The organism is Caulobacter rhizosphaerae (assembly GCF_010977555.1).
In the GTDB taxonomy this organism is placed as follows: Bacteria; Pseudomonadota; Alphaproteobacteria; order Caulobacterales; family Caulobacteraceae; genus Caulobacter; species Caulobacter rhizosphaerae.
This window is the reverse complement of the sequence record NZ_CP048815.1, coordinates 5228491-5253599: the sequence shown is the minus strand read 5'-3', so window position 1 is coordinate 5253599 and position 25109 is coordinate 5228491. Positions and strand designations below refer to the sequence as shown.

Genomic DNA, 25109 nt, shown 5'->3' with positions numbered 1-25109 from the left:
GACCTCGCCGCCGGAACCGTCGCCCGTTCCTAGGAGATCAGGTCCGGCCCGCTGGGCGGCTTGGAGCCCTTCGCCGCGACGTCCTTCTGGCCCAGGAAGGTCCGGCGGAACCAGGCGGCGACCGCGCCGAACGCCGCGACCAGCAGCACGGCGCCCTTCTTGAGAAAGATCGCCAGGATCGCCAGCAGGCCCAGCTTCTTGGCGGCCGCGGCGCCCACGCCCGCGGCGATCAGGCCGGCGACGCCATACTCGGCCATCTTGTCCTGGCCCTTGTGGAAGTCGGCATAGGTCTGGCCCGGCACGAAGGCGGCCTGGTCGGCGATGTGGCCGGCGGCGGCGCGCACCTCGGGCAGGTCGTTGATGCTGGAGATGACGTTCAGGCTCAGCACGCCTTTGCGGCCCAGCAGGCGGATGTCGTAGTTCAGGGTGTCGACCGAGGCGTTGCCGGCCTTCAGGTCGCGCGCCCAGATCACCACGTGCCGCGTGGCGTCATAGGTCGGCCGCTCGGCCCAGCCCACCAGGTGCAGGCTGGCATAGCCGGCCTTTTCACGTTCGGCGTTCTGCTCGGGCTCGGATTTGCGCAGGTCGTCCAGCAGCTTGTCGTAATCGGTGTCGCGCGCATCCTTGTCGGCGACATAGCCAGAATCTTGGTAGCTGATCACCGCGCCCCAGGACGGCCCGTCCAGCGGCTTGAAGCGGGCGGGAAAGATCATGCCCAGCACGCCATCGGCGGCGTCCGGCGGATTGCCCCAGCCCTCGACCAGCACGCGCCGCGAGGCTGCCGCGTCGAGATAATAGTAGTCGGTCCCGAGATTGAGCCGGGCCTTGGCCTGAGGCAGATCAACCACACCGGTATGGCGTTCCAGCCTGTCCTGCCAGGACAGGTCCGGCGCGGAAGCCGTGACCGCCGGCGGGGTGGAAGGCTGGTCGGCCGCGAACGCGGGCGCGGCGACGCAGAGGACCATTGCCGCCACGGCGGCTTCGAACTGACGCAAGACGTGTTTCCCCCAAGCAACGCACCCAGGGTAGCTTGGCGATGAAAGCTTGGCCACAGCGAAGGCTTGGCCGCCGCGCGATCTCGTGCGTTGAAAGACGATCATGCGCGCCTTCGCCCACCTTCTCGACCGGCTGTCCCTGACCAGCTCGCGCAACGCCAAGCTGATCTTGATCAAGGACTTCCTGGGCGAGACCCCCGATCCCGAGCGCGGCTGGGTGCTGGCGGCCCTGACCGGAGCGCTGTCGTTCAACGCCGCCAAGCCGGCCTTCATCCGCAAGGCGGTCGAGAGCCGGATGGACCCCCAGCTGTTCGCCTGGTCCTATGACTATGTCGGCGACCTGGCCGAGACCGTCGCCCTGGTATGGCCCGAGAAACCCGGCGCCAATCGAGAGCCCGACCTGTCTGAAGTGGTCGAGAGCCTGCGCACGGCGTCCCGATCCGAAGTGCAGCGGTTGATCGAAGGCTGGCTGGACGCCCTGGACGCCGACGGCCGCTGGGCGCTGCTGAAACTGATGACCGGCGGCTTGCGGGTCGGGGTCTCGGCGCGGCTGGCCAAGCAGGCCTGCGCCGACTTCGGCCAGGTGGAGATCGGCCAGGTCGAGGAGGTCTGGCACGCCATGACCCCGCCCTATGGCGACCTGTTCGCTTGGCTGGAGGGGCGCTCCGAACAGCCCTCGCCCGACGCGCCCGGTCGTTTCCGGCCGGTCATGCTGGCCCAGGCGATCGACGAGGCGGTCGACTTCGCCAAGCTGGATCCGGCCGACTACGCCGCCGAGTGGAAGTGGGACGGCATCCGCGTCCAGGCGGTCAGCGAGCGGGGCGAGAAGCGGCTCTATACCCGCACCGGCGACGACATCTCGGCGACCTTTCCCGACGTGGTCGAGGCCCTGACCTTCGAGGGGGCGATCGACGGCGAGCTCTTGGTGATGCGCGACGGGGCCGTGGCCAGCTTCGGCGACCTGCAGCAGCGACTGAACCGCAAGACCGTCGACGCCAAGCAACTGCACGCCTATCCGGCGGGTATCCGCGCCTATGACCTGCTGCTGGACGGCGAGGCCGACCTGCGCGGCTTGCCGTTCCGGGAACGCCGGGCGCGGCTGGAGGCGTTCGTGGACCAGGCGGCCAGCCCGCGCATCGACCTGTCGCCGATCCAGCCCTTCGCGACCTGGGAGGAATTGGCGGCCCTGCGGGCCCAGCCGCCGGAAGGCGATCCAGCCATCGCCGAGGGCCTGATGCTCAAGCGCTGGGACAGCGTCTACGAGCCCGGCCGCCCCAAGGGCCCGTGGTTCAAGTGGAAACGTGACCCTCGCCTGATCGACGCGGTGCTGATGTACGCCCAGCGCGGCCACGGCAAGCGGTCCAGCTTCTATTCCGACTACACCTTCGGAGTCTGGCGCGAGGATGAGACCGGGACGCGTCACCTGACGCCGGTGGGCAAGGCCTATTTCGGCTTCACCGACGAGGAGCTGAAACAGATCGACAAGTTCGTGCGCGACCACACGATCGAGCGGTTCGGGCCGGTGCGCTCGGTGCGCGCCGACCTGGAGTTCGGCCTGGTGTTCGAGGTGGCGTTCGAGGGTCTGCAGCGCTCGACCCGCCACAAGTCAGGCGTGGCCATGCGGTTCCCGCGCATCAACCGGATCCGCTGGGACAAACCCTCCCGCGAGGCCGATGAGCTTTCTACCTTGGAGCGGATGCTGGATTGAGATCCGTTCGAGCGGCGGTGAGCCCGGAGAAGGCGGGGTGAACGCCGCCCGCCTACCCGGCGGAGCACCCCGTCGGCGTTCCGTTCGCCCGGGACGCCGCCACCTCGGCCCTGGCTTTCGCCAGGTCGGCCATGAACGCCGGGTCCTGATGCAGGCGCGAGACCAGGGCCGAGCCCAGATAGCGGCCGGCCTCGATGTCGCTGGGATAGTGCACGCCGCAGACGACGCGGCTGTCGCCGAAGTCGCGACCACGGGCCAGGACGGCGCTGGCGTGCTCGGGGGCGACCTCGGCGATCACCAGCGCCCAGGACCAGCCGATCAGGCCGTGGCCGGACGGGTAGGAGCCATCGGTCTCGATCCACTTCTCGCGTGGCACACAGATCGGCCGGGTATTGCCGACCGGCGGGCGCGGACGCTGGAAGGCGGCCTTGGCCGGCTGGTAGAGGGTGGCCGCGTCGTCGGTCATCCGCAGCAGCAGCCGGGCCAGGGTCGGGGTCGCCTGCGGTCCGATCGTCACGCCGGCCGCGCAGGAGAAGCTCTTGAAGCCGTGCGCGCCCGACAGGTCGGCGTCGGCGATGGCCGTGTTCCAGGCCGGCGTGCCGGCCAGCTTGCGCGTGGCCTCGAAGGTCGCCCGGTCGGCCTTGCCGCGCGGCGAGTCCGGGGCCGGCGGCGGGCCGACGATCAGCGCCCCGTCCAGGTTCATGCCAGTGGTCAGGTAGCCGGGCGGCGGCTTGGTCCAGCTGCTCGTGCTGGGGCTGACCGCGTAGGGCGCGGCCTTCGAGCCCGAGAACCGGTCCTGGACCGGCGCGCAACCCACCAGCAGGAGGCCGGCCAGGGCGGCCGATAACAGGGCGTTTCGGGTCATGGACGGCCTCCGCTCGATCCTTCCCACAGACCGGCGCCGAGGGCCTGCGTCAAGCGCGGCCGTACGATGGTCGCCCCGGAAGCCGCCCGACGCGGCGATCTTTCGCGCCCGTTCTCCCGCCACGGGCGAAACCGAAGCGCCGCTGAACCGCAGGGCGGAGGGGTCGATTGCGAGGCCCCGCGGGATCGGCTAGAAGCGCCAGACCTTTAAAGGCCGCCTGAGCGCAATAGGCGTCCGTTCATTAGCCTTTTGTCGAGCTGTTCATGGAAACGACCCAACCCGCCGGCGGCATCTCCGGCAACGTCCTCTTCTACTCCTCGCCGGAGCCGCTGAACCGCGAGCAGCACGCCAAGCTCGCCCTGGTCCACAAGGACAAGCCGTACAGCTTCGCCCTGAACGGCACCGCCGTGCCGCTGGCCGTCACCGAATTCGCCCCGGCCGCCCTCAGCTATCCGGTGATCTTCGCCGGCGATGACCGCGTGCCGCTGGCCGTGATGGGCCTGAACACCGGCGAGAACCTGTTCATCCAGGCCGACGGCGCCTTCGAGGCGGGCGCTTATATCCCCGCCTATATCCGCCGCTATCCGTTCGTCCTGGCCAATGACGAGAGCCAGGACCGGTTGATCGTCTGCATCGACCGCGGCTCGGACCTGCTGGCCGAGGGCGGCCAGACCCCGCTGTTCGACGACAAGGGCGAGCCGACCGAATACACCCAGAACTGCATCAAGTTCTGCGACGACTTCGAAGTCGAGCGCCGCCGCACCGACTCGTTCGTGCAACTGCTGAAGGACAACGACCTCTTCGAACTGAAGAAGGCCATTTTCACCCCGATGGACCAGAACGGCCAGCCGGGCGAGCCGCAGACCGTGGCCGAGTATTTCGGCGTCTCGGAAGAGAAGCTGAACGCCCTGCCGGCCGACAAGATCAAGGAGCTGCAGACCAGCGGCGCCCTGGCCCAGATCTATGCGCACCTGGTGTCGCTGATCGGCTGGGACCGCCTGATCGCCCTGGCCACCCTGCGCCAGCAGCAGCAGGTCGCCAACGGCGCGCTGAACTAGGCTTTACGCTCCACGGCGTTGGAAGAGGCGGCAGGTTCGAAAGAGCCCGCCGCCTTTTTCGTTTCTGAAGTGAACTTGGTGCGTCCTTCGAGGCCCGCTGCGCGGGCGCCTCAGGATGAGGAATGCGGTGCACCGAGGTCCTCGTCCTGAGGTGCGAGCCGCAGGCTAGCCTTGAAGGACGCAAGGCCTCACCGCGCGAAGATACTCCGCGTCAGGCACGAGAAGACCAGGCGCCCCGCCTCGTCCAGCAGGTCGTGCTGGGCGATGACGATGCCCTTGCCGTCGCCCACCGGGTCCTTGCCCATCACCGTCATGCGGCCGCGCAACAGCTCGCCGGCCGGCGGGTTGCGCAGCCAGCGCAGGGCGTCGACCCCGACCCGCTTGGTCTGGGGCCAGGCGGCGCTGGCCTCGGCGTCCAGCTTGGACCAGATGGCGAAGACCATGGTGTCGGGCGCGCCGCTGGCCGCCGGCCAGCCGGGCTGGAAGGCCGCGCAGAAGGCGTCCAACGCCTTGCCGTCGACCACCGTGGTCCCCAGCGTGACCACCTGGCCGATCTCGATATCGTCGAAGGAAGCGGGCATGGGTGGGCGACTCTCTTGCGAACGCGGGTCACCGACCTGATCACGGCGGCTTGGCCATTGTCGAGAGCGCTTGGAGAGGTCATGTGTCTTGCCCCATCTGTACCCTGGGCCAGCCTGGAACCTGTTCATGTCGCTTCGAAAGCTGCTCGCCGTCCTTCCGGCGCTGGTGATCGCCCTCTGCGTCGGCGCGCCGGGCTTGGGCGGAACGGCCAAGGCCGAACCGATCCAGACCGGGCACATCGAGGTCGAGCTGGTGTCGCAGGACGCCGGTGTCGCGCCCGGCTCGACCGTCTATGTGGCCCTGCGCCAGAAGATCCAGCCCGGCTGGCACACCTATTGGCGCAATCCCGGCGACGCCGGCGACGCGACGCGCATCGTCTGGACCCTGCCGGCCGGCTGGACCGCCGGCGACATCGTCTGGCCGACCCCCGAGAAGAGCCGTGTCGGGCCGCTGCTGGACTTCGCCTATACCGGCGAGGTGCTGCTGCCCGTGCCGATCAGCGCGCCGGCCAGCGCCCAGGTCGGCTCGGTGGTCACCCTGAAGGCCGCCGCCGCCTTCCTGGTCTGCGAGCAGGTCTGCGTGCCCGAGGACGCCGTCGTCACCCTGACCCTGCCCGTGGTGGCGGGGACGCCTCAGACTGACCCCAAGTGGGGCGCCAAGGTCGCCGAGACCCTGGCCAAGGCTCCCAAGCCGGCCGGGCTGAAGGCGGTGTTCGACCTCCAGGGCTCGGTGCTGAAGCTGGCCGTCACCGGCGCGCCGCTGAAGGGCGCCGACCTGTCCGGCGCGTTCTTCTATCCCTATTCCGGCAAGGTCATCGAGCACCCGCCCGAGCAGGCGATCGAGCGCGGCCCCGGGGGCCTGACCCTGTCGCTGACCCCCGGCTACGATTTCACCCAGGCCGAGGCCAAACCCACGGAATTGGCCGGCGTGCTGGCCCTGAACGGCGCGGCCTACGAGATCACCGCCACGCCGGGCGCGATCCCCGCCGCCGCCGCCGGCCTGGGCGCGCCGCCCGCCGCGCCGGCCAAGGCCCATGGCTCGGCCGACGGCGCCAGCCTGGGCCTGCCCCTGGCCGTGGCCTTCGCCTTCCTGGGCGGCTTGATCCTCAACCTGATGCCCTGCGTCTTCCCGATCCTGTCGATGAAGGCGGCCAGCCTGACCGCCCACGCCCATGACGCCGGTCGAACCCGCGTCCAGGGCTTGGCCTTCCTGGCCGGGGTGGTCGTCACCTTCCTGGCCCTGGCCGGCCTGCTGATCGCGGTGCGGGCGGGCGGAGCCGCCGTGGGCTGGGGCTTCCAGCTGCAGTCGCCGGCGGTGGTGGCGGGCCTGGCCCTGCTGATGCTGCTGGTGGCGCTGAACATGTCGGGCGTGTTCGAGGTTGGCGCCTCGGTGCAGGGCGTGGCGTCGGGGACCAGCAGCAGCGGTCTGGGCGGTTCGTTCCTGACCGGCGCGCTGGCCGTGGTCGTGGCCGCGCCCTGCACCGCGCCGTTCATGGCTGGCGCCCTGGGCTTCGCCCTGACCCAGCCGCCGCTGGCCTCGCTGTTGGTGTTCCTGGCCCTGGCCCTGGGCTTCGCCGCGCCGTTCGTGCTCCTGGCCTTCATACCCGGCCTGCTGGCCCGCCTGCCGCGTCCCGGTCCGTGGATGGACGTGCTGAAGAAGGGCTTGGCCTTCCCGATGTACGCCACCGCCGCCTGGCTGGCGTGGGTCTACAGCCAGCAGACCGGGTCGATCCCGCTGGCCGCCCTGCTGGCCGCCAGCGTGCTGATCGCCTTCGCCGCCTGGCTCTACGGCCTGGCCCAGGCGCGGTCGATCGCCGGCAAGGGCGCGGCCGTCCCGTTCGTCCTGGCGGCCCTGTCGCTGGTGGCCGCCATTGCCCTGGTCGTCGCTGGCGCCCGCGCCGCGCCGGCCGCCTCGGCTCCGGCCGCCGTTTCGGCCGAGATCTCCGCCGGCCCAGGGCTGGCGGCCGAGTCCTGGAGCCCCGAGAAGGTCAAGGTGCTGCAGGCCCAGGGCAAGGTGGTGATGGTCGACTTCACCGCCGACTGGTGCGTGACCTGCAAGGTCAATGAGGGAACCGCCCTGAAGGGCCAGCGCCTGGTCGACGCTTTCAAGGCCAGCGACGCGGTGCTGCTGCGCGCCGACTGGACCAAGCGCGATGCGACCATCGCCGCCGCCCTGGCCGAGCACGGCCGGGCCGGCGTGCCGCTGTACCTGGTCTATCCGAAGGGATCCGGCGCGCCGGTGATCCTGCCCCAGCTGCTGACCGAGGGGCTGGTTATAGAGGCGGTGGAAACCGCGGCGAAGGGGTAGGGGCGAGACCCCCTACTTCTTCTTCTCGCCCTTGCCGCCGAACGGCAGCCGCTCGCGCACCTGGTCCAGCGGCGTGCGCGTCACCACCACCGGCGGCGGGGCCGCGATCGCCGGGGCCTTGATCGGATAGGCTCGCCAGCCGGACTGGATCAGCGCCCCGAAGCCCTGGCAGCGCGGCAAGATCCGCACCGCGCCGGTCCGGGGCTTGGCGAAGGGCGCGGGCTGGAAGACGTCCTGGCGCTTGGGATCGGTGAACTTCCAGTCGGTGGGCAGGCCGTAGCCCTTCTCGCCGCCGATGCGCACGGCTTTGTAGGCGATGTTGGCCTGGAACGGCGGCACGCCGTATTTCAGCATCGCCCGCAGGAAGATGTCGTCGGCCTCCTCGCGCTTGCCCGGCTCGCCGATCGTGTAGAGCCAGTCGTGGACGATGGCGGCCCGCGCCGTCGGCCCCTGCGGGTCGACGAAGCCCTGGCCGTACCAGGGCACGCTGGCGAAGTCGGTGACGTACCAGCGCGGCACCACGATCACCTTGCCGGTCTCGGCGTCGCAATAGGGGAACTCGGCGTCCAGGGTGAACAGCTTGCGGCCGTCCTTGGTCTGGTTGAACAGCATCACCGGCTGCGGCGTCAGCGAGCTGGGCGGGGTGGGGGCGACCACCGGCACGAAGACCGTGGTCTTGGTCTCGGTGGCGCAAGCGCCCAGGACCAGGCTGGCGGCGAGGACGGCGGCGGACTTGAACTTTGGCGGCATGATCGGCGGAGGAGTTTCGCGAGGAGGCGACCTTCTGGACGGCGAGCTGCGCCTTATCAAGCCTCGATGGCGAAGGTGCGGCGGCGGGTTGAAGTATCGGGATGCATAAGGCGGTGCGTCCTTCGAGGCCCGCTGCGCGGGCGCCTCAGGATGAGGAACTCAGAGCCAACCCACAGTCCTCATCCTGAGGTGCGAGCCTTAGGCGAGCCTCGAAGGACGCAGGGCCTCACGCCGCCGGTTGCGGCGGGGCGGTGATCACTTCCACGTTGTCGTTCAGCAGATAGACCATGTCGCGCAGGGCCAGGTCCTGGTCCTTGACGGTCTTGGCCTCGCCCACGGCCTTCAGCTTCTCGGGCAGGTCCTGGCTGATGCCGCGCAGGATGCACTTGAGGTCGTCGACCGCCCCGCGCTCCTTCAGGGTCACGTGGCCCTTCATGTCCTGGGCGGCCAGCTCGGCGATCTGGCCTTGGAAGACGTCGAAGCCCTTCAGGGCCGCGGCGACGGCGGCCGGGTCCTTGGGCAGGCCGGTGCGGTAGGTCTCGGCTTGGGCCTTCAGCCGCTTGGCGCGGCCGACGATGTCGACAAATAGCGGCTCGCCGGCCACCGAGGCCGGGGCTTGCCCCTGCTGGATCACGGCCGGGGCCGGGTCGACGGCCTGGAGGCCCGGGCTGCCCGAGGCGAACCAGAGCATGGCGGAAAAGGCGACGGCGTCACAGGACATGGAGTTCTCCCCGCGAAAAACGTCATTGGTCTTCATGACGCGGCGGCAGGGGTTTGGTAAGCCCGCGCGGGTAAACGCCGATTTACCAAAACCGTGACCCCTCGCATGAAGGAACGCCGCATGGCCGATCTCGACGCCGCCTGGACCCGCCTGGAAGCCGCCGCCAAGGCCGCCGGCGAAAAGCGCATCGTCGAGTTCTTCGAGGCCGAGCCCCGGCGGCTGGAGACCCTGACCCTGGACGTCGCCGGCCTGCACATCGACCTGTCCAAGCAGGCCTGGGACGAGGCCGGGCTCGAGGCGGCGCTGGACCTGGCCCACGCGGCCGACGTCGAGGGCGCCCGGGCCCGGATGTTCGGCGGCGAGGCGATCAACTCGTCCGAGGGCCGCGCCGTCCTGCACACCGCCCTTCGCGCCCCGGCCGGCGCCGACGTCAAGGCCGGCGGCGTTCCGGTCATGGCCGAGGTCGAGGCCGTCCGCGCCCGGATGAAGGCCTTCGCCGAGGCCGTCCGCTCCGGCGCGATCAAGGGCGCCACCGGCAAGCCGTTCAAGGCCATCCTGCACATCGGCATCGGCGGCAGCGACCTGGGCCCGCGCCTGCTGTGGGACGCCCTGCGGCCGATCAAGCCGCAGATCGACCTGCGCTTCGTGGCCAATGTCGACGGCGCCGAGTTCGCCCTGACCACGGCCGACATGGACCCGGAAACGACCCTGGTCATCGTGGTCTCCAAGACCTTCACCACCCAGGAGACCCTGGCCAACGCCGGCGCCGCCCGCGCCTGGCTGGCCGCGGCCCTGGGCGAGGCGGGCGCCAACGCCCACCTGGCCGCCATCTCCACCGCCCTGGACAAGACCGCCGCCTTCGGCGTGGCCGATGACCGGGTGTTCGGTTTCTGGGACTGGGTGGGCGGCCGCTATTCGCTGTGGTCGTCGGTCAGCCTGTCGGTGGCCGTCGCCTGCGGCTGGGACGCATTCCAGGGCTTCCTGGACGGCGCCGCCGAAATGGACCAGCACTTCCGCACCGCCTCGCTGGAGGCCAACGCCCCGGTGCTGATCGCCCTGGCCCAGATCTTCAACCGCAACGGCCTGGACCGCCGCGCCCGCTCGGTCGTGCCCTATTCGCACCGCCTGCGCCGCCTGGCCTCGTTCCTCCAGCAGCTGGAGATGGAGAGCAACGGCAAGTCGGTCGGGCCCGACGGCCAGCCGGTCAAACGGGGCACCGCCACCGTGGTGTTCGGCGACGAGGGCACCAACGTCCAGCACGCCTATTTCCAGTGCATGCACCAGGGCACCGACATCACCCCGATGGAGCTGATCGGCGTGGCCAAGTCGGACGAGGGCCCGGCCGGCATGCACGAGAAGCTGCTGTCCAACCTGCTGGCCCAGGCCGAGGCGTTCATGGTGGGCCGCACCACCGAAGACGTCGTCGCGGAGCTGACCGCCAAGGGTGTTTCGCCAGCCGAAATCGCCACCCTGGCCCCGCAGCGCACCTTCGCCGGCAACCGGCCGTCGACCCTGGTGCTGATGGAGCGCCTGACGCCCCAGGCGTTCGGCGCCCTGATCGCCCTCTACGAGCACAAGACCTTCGTCGAGGGCGTGATCTGGGGCATCAACAGCTTCGACCAGTGGGGCGTGGAGCTGGGCAAGGTGATGGCGGGTCGCATCCTGCCGGAGCTGGAGAGCGGGGCTGTGGGCCAGCACGATCCGTCGACCGCGGCGCTGATCGAGCGGCTGAAGGCGTAGCAGCCGCCGGCTCCGGGAACAGAAAACCCCGTCCTTCGACAAGCTCAGGATGAGGTTTTCTACTGCCGGGACCCGTGCCATGGCCCTCATCCTGAGCCTGTCGAAGGACGAGGGCCACGCACCTCAGAACGTCTTCCTCACCCGCAGCGTCCAGAACGAGCGCGGATTGATGTCGCGGTCCTCGGTGAACGCCACCGCCCGGGTGTCGCGGTCGGCGTAGACGGTGCGGCGGACGACGAAGTCGTCCCACATGTTCAGCTGGGCGCGCAGCGACAGGGTCGGGGTCGGCTTGTACTCGACGAAGGTCTCGAAATAGGCCGCGCCGCGCCAGCCGCCGGTCTGGTCCGGGTCGAAGGTCTCCCGGCCCAGCTTCGGCAGCCAGGTGATCCCCCACTGGGTCTTCCAGGCGGCGATGTCCTGCTGGAAGCCGATATTGGCCTGGGTCGGCCGCACCTCCGAGATCGGACGATCCTTGTGGGTGGTCGGATCGGTGACGTGGGTCTCGTTCCAGTCGTTCTTGAAGGTCAGGCGCCCGCCCTTGACGCCCCACCGGTCGGTTGGCACCACGATATTGACCGACAGCCGGTCCAGCGTGCCGTCGCCGATATTCCCCGTCGCCGACAGGCCGCCGTCCAGCGGCTTGCGGTCGATCACGCCGATGATCTGGTCGTGGCGGTAGCCGATCGAGACGATGCCCTCGCCCCAGAACCGCCGCTCGAAGGTGATCTCCGAGATCCAGCGCTGCTCGGGCACTAGGTCGACATTGCCGCCGTGCACGTTGCCGTCGTCGAAATCGGACGAGGCCACGAAGTCCTCGAAGTCCAGCTGGCCCAGCTCGCGCTCGAAGCGCACCCGCACCTGGTGGTTGGCCTTGGGCGTCCAGGTCGCCTGGAAGCGCGGCTTGGCGTAGAAGAAGCTTTCCTTGTTCGAGGCGTCGCCCGACTGCTTGATCGTCGAGGTCTCCAGCCGCAGCCCGCCCTCCAGGGTCAGCCGCGGGTTCACCCGCCAGGTGGTCTTGGTGAAGGCCTCGCCGCGCAGCTCCTCCACCTTGACCGAAGCCGAGGGCAGGGCGACCGGCGCGCCGTTCTCCACATAGGCCTGCCGGGTGTCGAGCATGTTGTAGGCCAGCTCGCCGCCGGCCTCGATGGTCAGGGCCGCGCCGGCCTCGTGGCGGACCAGGGCGCGGACGATCGATTCCGAGGAGTCGCCCTTGGCCGTGAAGCGCTGGTCCAGGCCCTCCTCGCTGTCGCTGCCGGTGGCCACGTCGTCGAAGCGCTCGAACTGGTGGATGACCCGGGTCTCCAGCGTCCATTTCGGCTTCAGCGGCCGGATCCAGGTGACGCCCAGCTCGCCCGACCTGGTGTCCTCGGCATAGTCGCTGGCCCGCAGCACGCCCGGCGAGCTGATCCTCTGCCATTCCTTCCAGTCGTGGACCCCGTACTCGGCCGTGGCCTCGACCTTGCCGCCGGCCAGCGGGCCCGAATAGTTGACCCGGGCCGTGTCGCTGCCGCCCCAGCTGTCGTTGACGAAGGCCTCGTCGCGCAGCACCGCCCCGGCCGCGTCGCGGCGGATGTTGCGGCCCACGCCGTTGGAGTCGCTGGTCGAGACGCCGTCGCTGAGCAGCACGCTCCAGCTGCGCTCGCCGCTCTTGGCGGTGAACTGGTAGCTGCCGCCCCAGACGTCGTGGCCGCCGTCGAACAGCACGTTGTTCCAGGTCAGGATCGACTGGCGGCTGGCGGCCGTCTTCAGGATGACGTTCACCACCACCGAATAGCCCTGCATGTCGATGCCCGGGGCGCCGCCGCGGATCAGCTCGATGCGGTCGACCTGGCTGGCGGGGGTGCGCTCCAGCACGTCCGAGCCGGCGTCGTTCTTCGAGGCCGGGCGGTTGTTGTTGATCAGGATGTTGCCGACCGCCCCCTCGAAGCCGCGCGCCCCCGTGCCGTCGTCGACCGTGAAGCCGGGGACCCGGTCGACCATGTCCAGGGCGGTGTTGGGCCGCTGGGCGGCGAAGAAGTCGGGGGTGAAGACCAGCACGCCCTTCTGCATGGCGTCGTCCAGCGGTGCCTGGCTGGTCGGACCGGTGGGGACCGGCGCCTGGGCGGCCTGCGGCGCGGCCTCGGCGGCTTGCGCGCCCGCCGCGGCGGTCAGGATCAGGGCGGCGGCGGTGGTCGCCAGCAGCAGGGTCTTGGTCATGGATGTCATCCCCTCAGATGTGAGGCGATACCTGCCGACCTAGGACCGTCATCTCAAGTTACAAGCCAGAAAGGTGGATTACTTCGCGGACAGATTACGCGGCGTTCATGTTGCTGGACTGGCGTGACCTGTGGATAACACTGGTGAAGGCGTCGTTAAGACTTGGGTCAGGCCCGAGAAACACTGTGGCCCCGCGGCCGGGGACACGCCCTCGCGGCGTGTCCCCAAACCTCGCCCGTCCACAGGGGACACGCCGCGAGGGCGCGTCCCCGTCGGCGCGCGCCGCTCAGGGCAGGTCCTTGAGCGCCGACGCCGCCAGGCGGGCCAGGCTCTGCTCCCGTGAGCGCAGGATCCTCAGCTTGATCTCCCGCATCAGCGTCTCGCCCGTGGTCGCGAGCCGGGCCTCGATCTCGGCGTCGGTGAGGCGGTCGAGGTCGTCGCCCGCCGGCTTGAAGGCGGCCAGATGATCGTTGGCGGGCGTCTTGGATCTGCTCATCGAAATCTCTCCTTTGGAGGGTTGGGGCGGCTCCGCCCCCCATGGGGGCGGACAGACCGCGAAGCGGTCAGGTGGGGGCAAGTGTTCGCAGGCACGGTTTCTCGATCTCACGCGGAAACCCGCTGAGGCTTGGGGAGGCGGCGGAGCGTCCAGGCCATGCCCGGTGTAGGATTTGGAGTGTACCGTTTCGGCCTGGGCCGGAGCGCTCCGCGCGGCCGGTGGACGAGAGCCTTCGGATCGCGGATTTTTAACCCGCTCCGATGGAGGCCCCCGGCGGGCAGGACGTTGGCTCCGTCCTGGACCGCGCGGGCGATTTCAGCCCGCGCCTGGTGCGTTTCGCCGTTCGGCCCCGAGGGGGTGTTCCCATCGTCCGGTCCGGACCGCCCGAGGCCCCATCCAGGACCTCCACGCTCCGCCGACCGACCCGAAGGGCCCTCCGACACCGGCCGGCGGACGCTCCCCGCTCGACCGCCCCCGCCACCCGCCAGGTCGCCAGCTGGACGGCCTCCCCGGTGGTGGGGCGAGAGTGATTATGCGGGCGTTTCGGAGGTGAGGGATCAAATTGGCCCTACGCTCGGCGTGGGCGGGCGTAGGGCGTTGAATTTGTTGGGGGCGGGGTGAGTGTGTGCTCGTGGTGAAATGGGGACTAGGGGGCCGCCGTGCGACTGAGTGACGTTAGCCCATCTGTCCGAAGTGAGTTCTCAATAGGCCGCGAGCGTGCCCTCGTCCGCGAAACCCTGATAGCGGTCGTTGATGCTCTGCTCAAATGTCGCAAGCAGCCACTCCGGAAGATCGGAGTAGTGGGCGATGCTCCAGCCGTTTCGATCGGCTGTGGTTTTCACATTATAGCTGATGCTCTGGTCGGTGATTATCAGAGTGTGCGAGTAGTCACATCGCTTGGAAACTAAGTGGTAAAGCCAGCTTTTCGAGGGGGCTACGAAGACTTCCAGCGGCTCGCCCTCGTCCTCAAATAGAATGCGATCATCGCGCACCGACCTCGGCCGCCAACCATATCCAGCGAAAAGCTCCAGGCAGAAATCCCGAAATGAATGAGGGCCGCGCCTTCCGTTGGCGAGGCCCCTTGTACCAAGCGTCGTAGTTTTCTCTTTCCTTCGTCTAGTGGGTGATCCATGGGGCGCCTTAAACTTCCATTTTCAACCACAACGGCCCGAATCGCCGCCGAGCTCAACCCTCGAGAATTGGCCGCTCGTCGTTTAAACTTCCGAGAAGGGCTGGAAGCTAGGTTTTCGCCCTCTTCCCCCGTCCTCCCCTATCCTCTATACCCCCGCCCCAATGACCCGCCTGCCGCATCATCACGGCCGCCACCACCATCCGACCTCGCCTCGCGGGATCGGCCGGGTCCGTTCGCTCTAGCGACAACCCAGCCCGAGCCCCGCCCAAGGCGGATGGGGCTTGAGCACAAGCGCCATCCGTCGAGACCTACGACCAGGACCCGACGCGCGCATGACCGACCAGACCCAGACACCCAGCGACCAGACCTTCCGTCCCGAAGCCCGCAGCCCGCGCGGCTTCGCCGACAAGCGGGCCCGCGACCTGCGGGCCGAGCGGGCGATCCTGGAGGCGGTGTCGGCGGTCTATGAGCGCTACGGCTTCGAGGCGCTGGACACCGGGGCGTTCGAATATGCCGACGCCCTGGGCAAGTTCCTGCCCGACAGCGACCGTCCCAACGAGGGGGTGTTCGCCCTGCAGGACGATGACGACCAGTGGATGGCGCTGCGCTACGACCTGACCGCGCCCCTGGCCCGCTTCGCCGCCCAGAACTGGGAGACCCTGCCCAAGCCGTTCCGCCGCTACGCCTTCGGGCCGGTGTGGCGCAACGAGAAGCCGGGGCCAGGAAGGTTCCGCGAGTTCATCCAGTGCGACGCCGACACCGTCGGCTCGGCCCGTCCGGAGGCCGACGCCGAGATCATCGCCATGGCCGTCGCCGGGCTGGAGGCGGCCGGCCTGCCGCGCGGGGCGGCGGTGCTGAAGATCAACAATCGCAAGCTGCTGAACGGCCTGCTGACCGCGGCCGGGGTCGAGACCAACGGCCAGAAGCTGTCGGTGCTGCGGGCGGTCGACAAGCTGGACCGGCTGGGCGTCGAGGGCGTGCGGCTGCTGCTGGGCGAGGGGCGCCTGGACGAGAGCGGCGCCTTCACCAAGGGCGCGGGCCTGGTCGGCAAGGCGATCGACTCGGTGCTGGACTTCGTCCAGGCCGGGTCCGGCGGGCGCTCGGAGACTTTGGCGAAGATCGCCAACGTCATCGGCGGCTCGGCCGAGGGCGACGAGGGGCTGGAGGAACTGGCCAAGATCGACGCGGCCCTGAAGAGCCTGGGCGTGGCCGACGACCAGGCGCTCTTTGAGCCGTCCATCGTCCGGGGGCTCGAATACTACACCGGCGCGGTGTTCGAGGCCGAGCTCCTGCTGTCGACCACGGACGACAAGGGGAACAAGGTCAGCTTCGGCTCGATCGGCGGCGGCGGGCGCTATGACGACCTGGTGGCGCGGTTCACGGGCCAGTCGACCCCGGCCACGGGCTTCTCGTTCGGCGTCTCGCGCCTGGCGGCGGCCCTGCGGGCGGCGGGACGCGAGCCGGGCGGCGCGGCGCGCGGGCCGGTGGTGATCATCAATTTCGACCAGGCCCACATGGGCGACTATTTCGCCGTGGCCGGCGAGCTGCGCGCGGCGGGCATCCCGGCCGAGGTCTATCTGGGGACCTCGGGCATGCGGCCGCAGATGAAATACGCCGACCGCCGCCTGTCGCCGGCCGCCATCATGCTGGGCGGCGACGAGATCGCGGCGGGCACGGTGACCATCAAGGACCTGGACCTCGGCCGCGAACTGGCCGCCGGGGTGGCGGACAACGCCGCTTGGAAGGCCGAGCGGCCCGGCCAGCAGACGATCCCGCGCGGCGAGTTGGTCGCGGCGGTCCGCAACATCATCGGGGGCTGAGGCATGAGGCTCGAGCGTACCCTTCCGGCGGCGGCGCTGGACGCCATCCGCGCCCCGTTCCTGGCCGCCGGCGCGACGCCGACCGACGCGCCGGTGCTGCAGCCGCTGGGCCTGCTGCTGGACCTGGCCGGCGAGGCCATGCGGTCGCGGCTGTTCGTGGTCTCCGGCGACGCGGGCGAGGAGGCCTGCCTGCGCCCCGACTTCACGGTCGCCATCGCCCGCCAGCACCTGGCGGCCGGCGCGCTCGAAGGCCGCTACTTCTATGAGGGCAAGGCGTTCCGCGTCGCGCCGCGCGGCTCGGATCGGGCCGAGGAGTTCCTGCAGGTCGGGGTCGAGGCCTTCGAGGCCGGCGATCCCGTGGCCGCCGACGCCGAGATCGCTGCCCTGGCCTGGGCGGCCTCGGCGGCGGGCGGTCGCGACGACCTGACCCTGCTGCTGGGCGATGTCAGCCTGTTCGGGGCCTTCGTTGACAGCCTGGGCCTGACCCCGCCGCTGGGCGCGCGGCTGAGGCGGGCCTTCGCCCGGCCGCGCCAGCTGAAGATCGAGCTGGACGGCGGCGGTGGCGAGGGGGCGGGCGAAGAGAAAAGCCGGATCGCCGCCCTGCTGGCCGGCCTGCCGGAGGCCGAGGCCTCGGCGGTGCTGCAGGAGCTGTGGTCCCTGGCCGGCATCGAGCCGGTCGGCGGCCGGCGTCCGGCCGAGATCGCCCACCGCCTGGTCGAGCGCGCCCAGGCCGCGCGGGCCGGCAAGCTGTCGGCCGGCGAGGCCGACGCGGTGCGCGCCTTCCTGGCGGTCAGCGACTGTCCGGGCGCGGCCCTGGACGCCATCTCGGCCCTGGGCGGTCCCCAGCGGGCGGGGCTGGACGCGGCCCTGGACGGCTGGCGGCGGCGGCTGGCCGGCATGACGGCGCGCGGCGTCCCCGAGGACCGCATGGTGCTGGCCGCCGCCTTCGGCCGAGCCTTCGGCTATTATGACGGCTTCCTGTTCGAGGTGCGCAGCGCCGCTCTGGACGAGGAGCGGCCGGTGGCGGCGGGCGGCCGCTATGACGGCCTGCCCGCGCGCTTGGGGGCGGAAACCAAGACCGGCGCCGTGGGCTGCATGGTGCGCCCGGCGCGAGCCTATGCGGGAGGCGGCGAATGAGCGCCCCGATGATCTTCGCCATCCCCTCCAAGGGCCGGCTGAAGGACCAGGTCGAGGCCTGGCTGGCCGAGTGCGGCTTCAAGCTGGAGATGTCGGGCGGCGCGCGCGGCTATAGCGCCGAGCTGTCGGGCCTGCCGGGGGTGTCGGTGCGGCTGCTGTCGGCCGGCGACATCGCCGCGGGCCTGGACAGCGGCGAGCTGCACCTAGGCGTCACCGGCGAAGACCTGCTGCGCGAGCGCGGCGAGGACATGGACGAACGGGTCATGCTGCTGCGGGCCCTGGGCTTCGGCCGCGCCGACCTGGTGGTCACCGCCCCCAAGAGCTGGCTGGACGTCGACACCATGGCCGACATCGACGAGGTGGGCCACGCCCATCTGGCCAAGACCGGCCGGCGCCTGCGCGTGGCCACCAAGTACGTCACCCAGACCCGGGCCTTCTTCGCCCGCCACGGCGTGGCCGACTATCGGATCGTCGAGAGCAGCGGGGCCACCGAGGGGGCGCCGGCGGCCGGGGCGGCCGAGCTGGTGGTCGACATCACCACCACCGGCGCGACCCTGGCGGCCAACGGTCTGAAGATCCTGTCCGACGGGGTGATCCTCAAGAGCCAGGCCCAACTGACCGCCTCGCTGATCACGCCGTGGACGGACGGCCAGGTCGACTCGCTGGCGCGGCTGTTGTCCGTGGTCGAGGCCAAGGGCCGGGCGGCCCGACTGGCCACCCTGGTCTGGCCGGCCGAGCAGGACGCCGCGGGCCAGGCGGCCGTGGCTCCGTTCGTCGGCCAGGGCGCGCGGCGGGCCAACGGCGCCCTGCTGGCCACGGCCGACCTGTTCGAGGCGGCCGCCGCCCTGGGCGCGGCCGGAGTCGAGCCGGTCACCGTCTCGCGCCCGGACTATGTGTTCGAGTCGCGGTCGGCCGTGCTGGACAAGCTTCGCCAGAGGCTGTTTCGGTAAGTTTTGACTGAGTTGTCAAAAAATGGCTGAGAGATCAGCGATAAGTTTGACCCGCCGGTCCAATCTAACGGTTTTGTGTCAAAAATAACGCCAAGCCCGCCGGATTCACGATCGTTGCCGTTGACACCATCTCGGATTTGCCGTTTCTAACCCTTGCAAGGAAGAAACGAGCCCAAAGAGAGCTCCCTTCCTTCGGCGTTTCGGGGAGGAAACGCCCACCTAGATCGAGTGATCGAGAAATAGCTGGACCCGTCGCGATTATCCCCCGCGACGGGTTTAGTGTTTTCCGGGTTCGGCTCAACGTTTTTGACGACATCGATAAAAACGCTGTTTGGCTTTCGGAGCCGCGTTTTCGGCCGCCCGATCGCCTGGTCGTATCGAGCCCGAACGCGGGCAATTTGGCCCAGCCAGTGACCAGGTCCTTCCGGCGGGCCTCGAGCGTCCGGCGCGCTGGTCCACATCACCTTCTAAGCGCGCGAAGGCCCGGATGCGGCCGCGTCGGAGCTCGGTTGGGCCTCGGACAGCAGCCACGCCACGAGGTCGGCCGGCTCTTGCCGCACCTCCCGCTCGTGCAGAAGCGCGAAATGCCAATCGGCGTCGGCCAACGCATGGTCGAACGGCGCGGCCAGACGGCCGTCGTCGACCATCGGCTTGAACAGGCTGCGCGGCAGCAGCGCAGCGCCCTGGCCGGCCAGGGCGGCGTTCGCGTTCAGCTCATGGCTGGGATAGTCCACGGCCCCAAATTGAAACCGGCGGTCGGCGGGGGCGCCGGCTTCGCTCAGCCATAGCGGCCAGTCCGGATGCGGCAACAGGATGAGCCGCTCCAGGTCCGAAGGCTGGACGATGCGATGCCGCGCGACCAGGTCCGGCCTGAGCATGGGCGTCAGGTCGACGGGAAACAGCGGGTGCGACGTCCAGCCGGGCCAGGGGCCGCCGCCGGTTCGGATCGCGACATCGAAGCCGCTCCCGGAGCGCAGGTCCGTCGATACGTCGAGCTCGATGGCGATGCGGGGATTGTCGGCTTGATACCGTTCCAGGCGCGGAGCCAGCCAATGCGAGGCGAAGCTCGGCGGCGCCGTGATGCGGATAACGGGGCGGGCGTCGTGGAAGGCCTCGAGCGCCAGGTCGATGTCGTCCAGGGCGCGATCGACGCGCGCCGCGAGCGCGATCGCGTCGTCGGTGGCGGTCGCGCGAGGTCCTCTGCGCACGAACAGCGGCTTTCCTAGGTCCTGTTCCAGCGTGCGGATGCGCAGGCTGACGGCGGCCGGCGTCAGGAACAGGGTCTGGGCCGCCGCGGCGAAGCTGCCGGACCGCACGCACTCGCCCAGGATCCGCAGGGATTCCAAAGAGGGACGCTTCACAAGCCATCCTTGTCGTGATCGTAAGAAACCCGCGTTTTGCCGTCGCCGGCCAGGGTGTCAGAGGAGGTCGTCCACACGCCTACATAAGGAGCCGCGCACTTGTCCCTGCAATCCCGTCCGCTCTTCGACCTGTCCATTCACCTGCACCCGATGATCGAACTGGGTCGGACGCCGGCCGGCGATCGCCGAGTCTATCCCGTTTCGGGCGGCGTCTTCGAAGGCGACCGATTGAAGGGCGTGGTTTCCCCGCTCATCGGATCCGACCTCCTCCTGCTCAGGGCCGACGGCGCGTTCCAGCAGGATGTTCGTCTCCTCCTGGTGACCGAGGACGACGCCCCGATCCTGATGACCTACCGCGGCGTCCGCCGGGCTTCGGCCGAGGTCGATCAACGCCTCGCCCGCGGAGAGATCGTGGACAGCTCGGACTATTATCTCCGCACGACCCCCTATTTCGAGACATCCGCGGAAAAATATGGCTGGCTCAACGGCATAGTTGCCGTTGCGCGGGGCGGGCGGATTCCAGGCGGCGTCCGCTACGAAGTCCACGAGATCCTGTGACGCGGGGTTCATGCGCTGGGGACACGCCGCGAGGGCGTGTCCCCGCCCCAACTACCAGATCCGGACCCGGTCCTCCGGCGCGACGTACAGCTTGTCGCCCGGCTTGACGCCGAAGGCGCTGTACCAGCCGTCCTGGTTCCGGATCGTGCCGTTGACGCGGTAATAGGCCGGCGAGTGGGGGTCGCTGACCACCTGCTGGCGCAGCGCGTCGTCGCGGATCTTCGAGCGCCAGACCTGGGCCCAGCCGAGATAGACGCGCTGGTCGCCGGTGAAGCCGTCGAGCACCGGGGCCGGCTTGCCGTCCAGCGAGGCGTGGTAGGCCTGAAGCGCGAAGGCCAGGCCGCCCATGTCGCCGATGTTCTCGCCCATGGTCAGCTGGCCGTTGACCTTGGCGCCGGGCAGGGGCTCGAACGCGCCGTACTGGGCGCCCAGCTTGTCGGCCTGGGCCTTGAACTTGGCGGCGTCCTCGGCGGTCCACCAGTCGCGCAGCACGCCCTTGCCGTCCGACTTGCGGCCCTGGTCGTCGAAGCCGTGGCTGATCTCGTGGCCGATCACCCCGCCGATGCCGCCGTAGTTGACGGCCGGGTCGGCGTCCGGATGGAAGAACGGGGCCTGCAGGATAGCGGCCGGGAAGACGATCTCGTTATTGACCGAGTTGTAGTAGGCGTTGACCGTCTGCGGGGTCATGCCCCACTCGGTCTTGTCGACCGGCTGGTTCAGGCGCTCGACGTCGTGGCGCCATTCGAAGGCGCCCGAGCGCAGGGCGTTGCCGTAGACGTCGTCGGCCTTGATCACCAGCTTGGAATAGTCGCGCCACTTGTCGGGATAGCCGATCTTGACGGTAAACTGGGCCAGCTTGTCCTCGGCCTGGGCCTTGGTCTGCGGCGACATCCAGTCCAGCGTCTCCAGGCGCGCCTTCAGCACCCCGCGGATGTTGCCGACCAGGTCGATCATCTTGGCCTTGGACTCCGGCGGGAAGTAGCGGGCCACGTAGACGCGGCCGACCGCCTCGCCCAGCTGGTCGTTGACCGAGGCGACGGCGCGCTTCCAGCGCGGCTTCTGCTCGGGCTGGCCCGCCAGGGTCTTGTTGCGGAACGCGAAGCTGGCGTCGACGAAGCGCTTGGACAGCAGCGGCGCGGCGCCGTCGGCGACCTTGAACGCCTGCCAGGCCTTCAGGGTGTCGAGCGGGGTGTCGGCGTAGATCCTGGCGAACTTGGGGAAGGCGGTGTTGGTGGTCACCACCACGCGGTCGATCTGCGGCAGCTCGGTCCCGACCATGTAGCGGTTCCAGGCGAAGCCCGGGGTCAAGGCCTGGAGCTCGGCCAGGGTCATGGGGTTGTAGGTCTTGTCGCGGTCGCGGCGCTCGGCGCGGGTCCAGGAGGCCTCGGCCAGCTGGGTCTCGAAGGCGACGATCGCCTTGGCGTTCTCGGCCGGCTTGTCCCAGCCGACCAGGGTCAGCATCTGGGCGACATAGGCCTCGTAGGCGGCCTTCTTCTCCGCGAACTTGGCGTCGAGATAGTAGTCGCGGTCGGGCAGGCTGAGGCCGCCGGTGGCGGCGTAGACGGCGTAGCGCGTCGGGTTCTTGGCGTCGGGGCTGATGCCCAGGCCCAGGATCGCCGAGAAGCCGGTGGTGGGGTTGCGGCCCATCAGGGCGGTGAAGTCGTCCTTGGTCCCGACCTTGCGGATGTCGGCCAGTTCGGGGGCGATCGGCTTGGCGTCGAGCTTTTCGGCCAGGGCCTCGTCCATGAAGGCCTTGTAGGCGGCGCCGATCTTGACCGTGTCGGCGTCGGGCGACTTGGCCGAGGCCGCTTCGGTGATGATCGCCTTGGTGCGGGCTTCCGACAGCTCGGCCAGCTTGTCGAAATTGCCGTAGCGGGTGCGGTCGCTGGGGATGGCGGTGTTGGCGTCCCAGGTCCCGTTGGCGAACTTGTAGAAGTCGTCGCCCGGCTTGGCCGAGCGGTCCATGCCGGCGATGTCGAAGCCCCAGGCCCCGTAGCGCGGCGACTCCAGCGACATCGTCGGGGCGCCGGCCGTCGGCGTGTCGGCGGCGACGAACAGCGACTGCAGGGTGCAGGCCGCGTTCAGGCAGGCGTGGTCGTGGTCTTCGCGGGCGTCCGCCCCGAAGGCGGACAGGGACAGCGCGGCCATGGCGGCGGCGGCGAACCAGATTCGTTTCATGAAGCAGCGATCCGTTGAAAAACCGAACCGCGACTTGGCCATCAACCGGGGCGTTTCGTCCCTTACTTTTTTGTCATGTTTCAGTGGTCGTGGTGCATGCCGGCCATCGGGTCGGCTCCGGCGGCGTTCGGGGCGGCCGATACCACGGCCAGCTCGATGCGGATCCGCCGCCCGCCGTCGAACACCAGGGTCAGCGGAACCTTGCCGCCCGGCGCCTGGGCGCGGGTCAGGCCCATCAGCATCAGGTGATAGCCGCCGGGCGCGAAGGCGACGCTGGCCCCCGGCGCGACCCTCAGCCCGTCGGTCACCGGCCGCATCGAGGCGATCCCGTCCGCCTGGCTGGTCTGGTGCAGGGTCACCGACCGCGCGGCCGGGCTCTGGACCATCAGCAGCTTGACCGGCTTGGCGCCGACATTGACCAGGGTCAGGTAGCCGACCCCGTTCATGCCGGCCTTGGCCGGGCGAGTCCAGGGATGGCGGATCTCGATCCCGCCGACGCGATAGTCGGCGGCCTGGGCGGGCGCGAAGGCGACCAGGGCGACGGCGAAGGCCAGGACGAGGCGGTTCATGACAGTTCTCTGCATCGAAGCTTCATGCCCGGTTCGGCGGGCGTTGGTAAGGCGACCTGTTGAAACGATGACGATGTCGAGCTCGACGTCATCGAACTCGCCTCCGATGTTGTCATCCCGGTCGCGGCGAAGCGGAGGTCGACAGCCGAGGCCGTGCGTGGTCCTCGTCCTTCGACAAGCTCAGGATCAGGGCCATTTATAGACCTCGCCAGTAGAAAACCTCATCCTGAGCTTGTCGAAGGACGAGGTTTTCGGTCCTCGGACGTGAAGGTCTCCCCTAATGCACCGACGCCGCCGACGCCGGCCGCTTCGGGGCCAGGGCCAGCATGCCGCGGGCGATCTCCTGCTCGCCGATCAGGGCGTGGTCGGCGCCCATGCCGGTCAGCAGGTCGACGTCGTTGTCGGTATAGGCGCGGGCGATGATCTTGACCCTGGCGTTGGCGGCGCGGGCCTGTTCGATGATCCGCGCGGCCTCGAACGGGCTGGGCACGGCGACGAACAGGTGGGTGGCCTCGGCCAGGCCGGCCCGCAGCAGCACCTCTGGTCTGACGGCGTTGCCCTGGACAGCCTCGAAGCCGCCGGCCCGCAGCGCGTCGGCCCGCTCGCTTTCGTCCTCGATCACCACCAGCGGCATGCGGCCCTTCAGGCCCTCGGCCACGGCCTTGCCGACCCGGCCGTAGCCGACCAGCACGCCGTGCGGCTGGGCCGCCAGCGCCGGAGCCGCCGGTTCGCCCGCCCGCCCGGCCAGTCGGGGCAGCACCTTGTCCAGCACGGCGAACAGCAGCGGGTTGAGGAGGATCGACAGGATCGCCCCGGCCAGGATCAGGTCCTGGCCGTCCTTGGGCAGCAGCTTTAGCGACACGCCCAGGCCCGCCAGGATGAACGAGAATTCGCCGATCTGGGCCAGGCTGGCCGAAATGGTCAGGGCCACGCTCTGCGGGCGCTTGAAGGCGATGACGATCAGCCAGGCGGCCAGCGACTTGCCGATCACGATGATCGCCAGGGTGGCCAGCACGGCCAGGGGCTCGCGCAGGATCACCGACCAATTGAACAGCATGCCGATCGACACGAAGAACAGCACGGCGAAGGCGTCGCGCAGGGGCAGGGTCTCGTTGGCGGCCTGTTGGCTGAGCTCGCTCTCGGCCATGATCATGCCGGCGAAGAAGGCTCCCAGGGCGAACGACACGCCGAACAGCGCCGCCGAGCCGAACGCGACTCCTAGAGCAATGGCCAGCACCGCCAGCCGGAACAGCTCGCGCGAACCGGTGTGGGCGATGCGGTGCAGGATCCACGGGATCACTCGGCGCCCGACGACCAGCATCAGCGCCACGAAGGCGACCACCTTGCCGATGGTCATGGCGAAGGCGCCGAACAGGCCCCCGGGTCCCGGCGGCGGGGCCTCGCCGCCCAGGATCCCCGACAGGGCCGGCAGCAGCACCAGGGCCAGCACCATGGCCAGGTCCTCGACGATCAGCCAGCCGACCGCGATGCGGCCGCGGTCGGTCTCGATCAGCCGCCGCTCCTGCAGGGCGCGCAGCAGCACCACGGTGGAGGCCACCGACAGGGCCAGGCCGAAGACGATCCCGGCCCCCAGCGTCCAGCCCAGCAGGTGGGCCAGGCCGATCCCCATCGCCGTGGCCGCCAGGATCTGCACGACGGCGCCGGGAATGGCGATCTTGCGCACCGCCATCAGATCCTTGACCGAGAAGTGCAGCCCCACCCCGAACATCAGCAGGATCACCCCGATCTCGGCCAGCTGCGGGGCCAACTCCTGGTCGGCGACATAGCCGGGGGTGAACGGGCCGACGACCACGCCGGCCACCAGATAGCCGACCAGCACCGGCAGCTTCAGGCGGTTGGCGATGGCGCCGAACACGAAGGCCAGGCCCAGGCCGGCGACGATGGTGGCGATCAACGAGGTATGGTGCAAAGGCGCTCCTTGACGGTCAACGTTTTCGGGCGTAGTCAACCAATATGGGTGAGCCG

The 25109-nt window shown here is 69.5% G+C and carries 19 protein-coding genes and 2 pseudogenes; 8 read left to right on the top strand and 13 right to left on the bottom strand.

Going from position 1 to position 25109, the window contains the following annotated elements:
* Window positions 1–29: 29 nt before the first annotated feature.
* Complete coding sequence (locus G3M57_RS24040) at window positions 30–995, bottom strand: DUF2167 domain-containing protein (RefSeq protein ID WP_163233328.1); 966 nt, start codon at window positions 993–995, stop codon at window positions 30–32.
* A gap of 103 nt (window positions 996–1098) precedes the next feature.
* On the opposite strand from G3M57_RS24040, the gene G3M57_RS24035 reads away from it, so the two are divergent.
* Window positions 1099–2703: a cisplatin damage response ATP-dependent DNA ligase gene (locus G3M57_RS24035; RefSeq protein WP_163233327.1), complete on the top strand. Its 1605-nt coding sequence runs from the start codon at window positions 1099–1101 to the stop codon at window positions 2701–2703.
* 52 nt (window positions 2704–2755) lie between these two features.
* Here G3M57_RS24035 and G3M57_RS24030 read toward each other — a convergent pair whose 3' ends face one another.
* A complete protein-coding gene (locus tag G3M57_RS24030) occupies window positions 2756–3568 on the bottom strand; it encodes an acid phosphatase (protein WP_056757498.1) in 813 nt (270 codons plus the stop codon).
* A gap of 263 nt (window positions 3569–3831) precedes the next feature.
* Between G3M57_RS24030 and G3M57_RS24025 the strand changes: the two genes are divergently transcribed.
* Window positions 3832–4626, top strand: coding sequence for a SapC family protein (locus G3M57_RS24025; protein ID WP_163233326.1), 795 nt, complete (start codon window positions 3832–3834; stop codon window positions 4624–4626).
* A gap of 188 nt (window positions 4627–4814) precedes the next feature.
* Here the strand turns inward: G3M57_RS24025 and G3M57_RS24020 are convergent, their stop codons facing one another.
* Window positions 4815–5207, bottom strand: coding sequence for a MaoC family dehydratase (locus G3M57_RS24020; RefSeq protein ID WP_056757492.1), 393 nt, complete (start codon window positions 5205–5207; stop codon window positions 4815–4817).
* Window positions 5208–5334: 127 nt separating this feature from the next.
* On the opposite strand from G3M57_RS24020, the gene G3M57_RS24015 reads away from it, so the two are divergent.
* Window positions 5335–7515 carry a protein-disulfide reductase DsbD family protein gene (locus G3M57_RS24015; protein ID WP_163233325.1) on the top strand — a complete coding sequence of 727 codons (2181 nt, stop codon included), beginning with the start codon at window positions 5335–5337 and terminating at the stop codon, window positions 7513–7515.
* Window positions 7516–7527: 12 nt separating this feature from the next.
* Here the strand turns inward: G3M57_RS24015 and G3M57_RS24010 are convergent, their stop codons facing one another.
* The 3 genes and pseudogenes from G3M57_RS24010 to G3M57_RS24005 form a co-directional block, all read right to left on the bottom strand.
* The gene (locus G3M57_RS24010; RefSeq protein ID WP_056757484.1) at window positions 7528–8265 is read right to left on the bottom strand and encodes a DUF1353 domain-containing protein; all 738 of its coding nucleotides are present in this window, start codon (window positions 8263–8265) and stop codon (window positions 7528–7530) included.
* Window positions 8266–8379: 114 nt separating this feature from the next.
* A pseudogene (locus G3M57_RS28015) lies at window positions 8380–8488 on the bottom strand (hypothetical protein); the annotation flags it as partial.
* A gap of 3 nt (window positions 8489–8491) precedes the next feature.
* Window positions 8492–8986 carry a hypothetical protein gene (locus G3M57_RS24005; protein ID WP_163233324.1) on the bottom strand — a complete coding sequence of 165 codons (495 nt, stop codon included), beginning with the start codon at window positions 8984–8986 and terminating at the stop codon, window positions 8492–8494.
* Window positions 8987–9106: 120 nt separating this feature from the next.
* Between G3M57_RS24005 and pgi the strand changes: the two genes are divergently transcribed.
* Window positions 9107–10726, top strand: a complete 1620-nt coding sequence (gene pgi / locus G3M57_RS24000; RefSeq protein WP_163233323.1) for a glucose-6-phosphate isomerase — start codon at window positions 9107–9109, stop codon at window positions 10724–10726.
* Between the two features lie 123 nt (window positions 10727–10849).
* On the opposite strand, the gene G3M57_RS23995 is transcribed toward pgi, so the two are convergent.
* From G3M57_RS23995 to G3M57_RS23985, 3 genes are all read right to left on the bottom strand, one after another.
* The gene (locus G3M57_RS23995) at window positions 10850–12922 is read right to left on the bottom strand and encodes a TonB-dependent receptor plug domain-containing protein (RefSeq protein WP_056757476.1); all 2073 of its coding nucleotides are present in this window, start codon (window positions 12920–12922) and stop codon (window positions 10850–10852) included.
* Window positions 12923–13208: 286 nt separating this feature from the next.
* Window positions 13209–13418 carry a hypothetical protein gene (locus tag G3M57_RS23990; RefSeq protein ID WP_163233322.1) on the bottom strand — a complete coding sequence of 70 codons (210 nt, stop codon included), beginning with the start codon at window positions 13416–13418 and terminating at the stop codon, window positions 13209–13211.
* Between the two features lie 701 nt (window positions 13419–14119).
* Window positions 14120–14410, bottom strand: coding sequence for a hypothetical protein (locus G3M57_RS23985; protein WP_163233321.1), 291 nt, complete (start codon window positions 14408–14410; stop codon window positions 14120–14122).
* Window positions 14411–14882: 472 nt separating this feature from the next.
* Here G3M57_RS23985 and hisS point away from each other — a divergent pair, with 472 nt between their 5' ends.
* The 3 genes and pseudogenes from hisS (at window position 14883) to hisG (ending at window position 18457) form a co-directional block, all read left to right on the top strand.
* Window positions 14883–16370: a histidine--tRNA ligase gene (hisS, locus tag G3M57_RS23980; RefSeq protein WP_163233320.1), complete on the top strand. Its 1488-nt coding sequence runs from the start codon at window positions 14883–14885 to the stop codon at window positions 16368–16370.
* Window positions 16345–17507: pseudogene (locus tag G3M57_RS23975) on the top strand (ATP phosphoribosyltransferase regulatory subunit); the annotation flags it as partial. The gene hisS and the pseudogene G3M57_RS23975, both read left to right, overlap by 26 nt.
* The gene (gene hisG, locus G3M57_RS23970; protein WP_163233318.1) at window positions 17504–18457 is read left to right on the top strand and encodes an ATP phosphoribosyltransferase; all 954 of its coding nucleotides are present in this window, start codon (window positions 17504–17506) and stop codon (window positions 18455–18457) included. The pseudogene G3M57_RS23975 and the gene hisG, both read left to right, overlap by 4 nt.
* 467 nt (window positions 18458–18924) lie before the next feature.
* Here hisG and G3M57_RS23965 read toward each other — a convergent pair whose 3' ends face one another.
* A complete protein-coding gene (locus tag G3M57_RS23965; RefSeq protein ID WP_163233317.1) occupies window positions 18925–19818 on the bottom strand; it encodes a LysR substrate-binding domain-containing protein in 894 nt (297 codons plus the stop codon).
* Window positions 19819–19917: 99 nt separating this feature from the next.
* Here G3M57_RS23965 and G3M57_RS23960 point away from each other — a divergent pair, with 99 nt between their 5' ends.
* A complete protein-coding gene (locus G3M57_RS23960; RefSeq protein ID WP_163233316.1) occupies window positions 19918–20376 on the top strand; it encodes a DUF3237 domain-containing protein in 459 nt (152 codons plus the stop codon).
* 51 nt (window positions 20377–20427) lie between these two features.
* Here the strand turns inward: G3M57_RS23960 and G3M57_RS23955 are convergent, their stop codons facing one another.
* The 3 genes from G3M57_RS23955 to ybaL form a co-directional block, all read right to left on the bottom strand.
* Window positions 20428–22554: a M13 family metallopeptidase gene (locus G3M57_RS23955; RefSeq protein WP_163233315.1), complete on the bottom strand. Its 2127-nt coding sequence runs from the start codon at window positions 22552–22554 to the stop codon at window positions 20428–20430.
* An 80-nt stretch (window positions 22555–22634) separates the two neighbouring features.
* Complete coding sequence (locus G3M57_RS23950) at window positions 22635–23123, bottom strand: copper chaperone PCu(A)C (protein ID WP_163233314.1); 489 nt, start codon at window positions 23121–23123, stop codon at window positions 22635–22637.
* Window positions 23124–23400: 277 nt separating this feature from the next.
* Window positions 23401–25053, bottom strand: a complete 1653-nt coding sequence (ybaL, locus tag G3M57_RS23945; protein ID WP_163233313.1) for a YbaL family putative K(+) efflux transporter — start codon at window positions 25051–25053, stop codon at window positions 23401–23403.
* Between the last annotated feature and the right edge of the window lie 56 nt (window positions 25054–25109).

Coding starts and splice junctions, on each gene's coding strand:
- G3M57_RS24030 (WP_056757498.1), bottom strand. CDS start 3,568: ATGACCCGAAACGCCCTGTTATCGGCCGCCCTGGCCGGCCTCCTGCTG.
- G3M57_RS24010 (WP_056757484.1), bottom strand. CDS start 8,265: ATGCCGCCAAAGTTCAAGTCCGCCGCCGTCCTCGCCGCCAGCCTGGTC.
- hisS (WP_163233320.1), top strand. CDS start 14,883: ATGACCGACCAGACCCAGACACCCAGCGACCAGACCTTCCGTCCCGAA.
- pgi (WP_163233323.1), top strand. CDS start 9,107: ATGGCCGATCTCGACGCCGCCTGGACCCGCCTGGAAGCCGCCGCCAAG.
- hisG (WP_163233318.1), top strand. CDS start 17,504: ATGAGCGCCCCGATGATCTTCGCCATCCCCTCCAAGGGCCGGCTGAAG.
- G3M57_RS24015 (WP_163233325.1), top strand. CDS start 5,335: ATGTCGCTTCGAAAGCTGCTCGCCGTCCTTCCGGCGCTGGTGATCGCC.
- G3M57_RS24020 (WP_056757492.1), bottom strand. CDS start 5,207: ATGCCCGCTTCCTTCGACGATATCGAGATCGGCCAGGTGGTCACGCTG.
- G3M57_RS23955 (WP_163233315.1), bottom strand. CDS start 22,554: ATGAAACGAATCTGGTTCGCCGCCGCCGCCATGGCCGCGCTGTCCCTG.
- G3M57_RS24005 (WP_163233324.1), bottom strand. CDS start 8,986: ATGTCCTGTGACGCCGTCGCCTTTTCCGCCATGCTCTGGTTCGCCTCG.
- G3M57_RS23995 (WP_056757476.1), bottom strand. CDS start 12,922: ATGACCAAGACCCTGCTGCTGGCGACCACCGCCGCCGCCCTGATCCTG.
- G3M57_RS24025 (WP_163233326.1), top strand. CDS start 3,832: ATGGAAACGACCCAACCCGCCGGCGGCATCTCCGGCAACGTCCTCTTC.
- G3M57_RS24035 (WP_163233327.1), top strand. CDS start 1,099: ATGCGCGCCTTCGCCCACCTTCTCGACCGGCTGTCCCTGACCAGCTCG.
- G3M57_RS23990 (WP_163233322.1), bottom strand. CDS start 13,418: ATGAGCAGATCCAAGACGCCCGCCAACGATCATCTGGCCGCCTTCAAG.
- G3M57_RS23950 (WP_163233314.1), bottom strand. CDS start 23,123: ATGAACCGCCTCGTCCTGGCCTTCGCCGTCGCCCTGGTCGCCTTCGCG.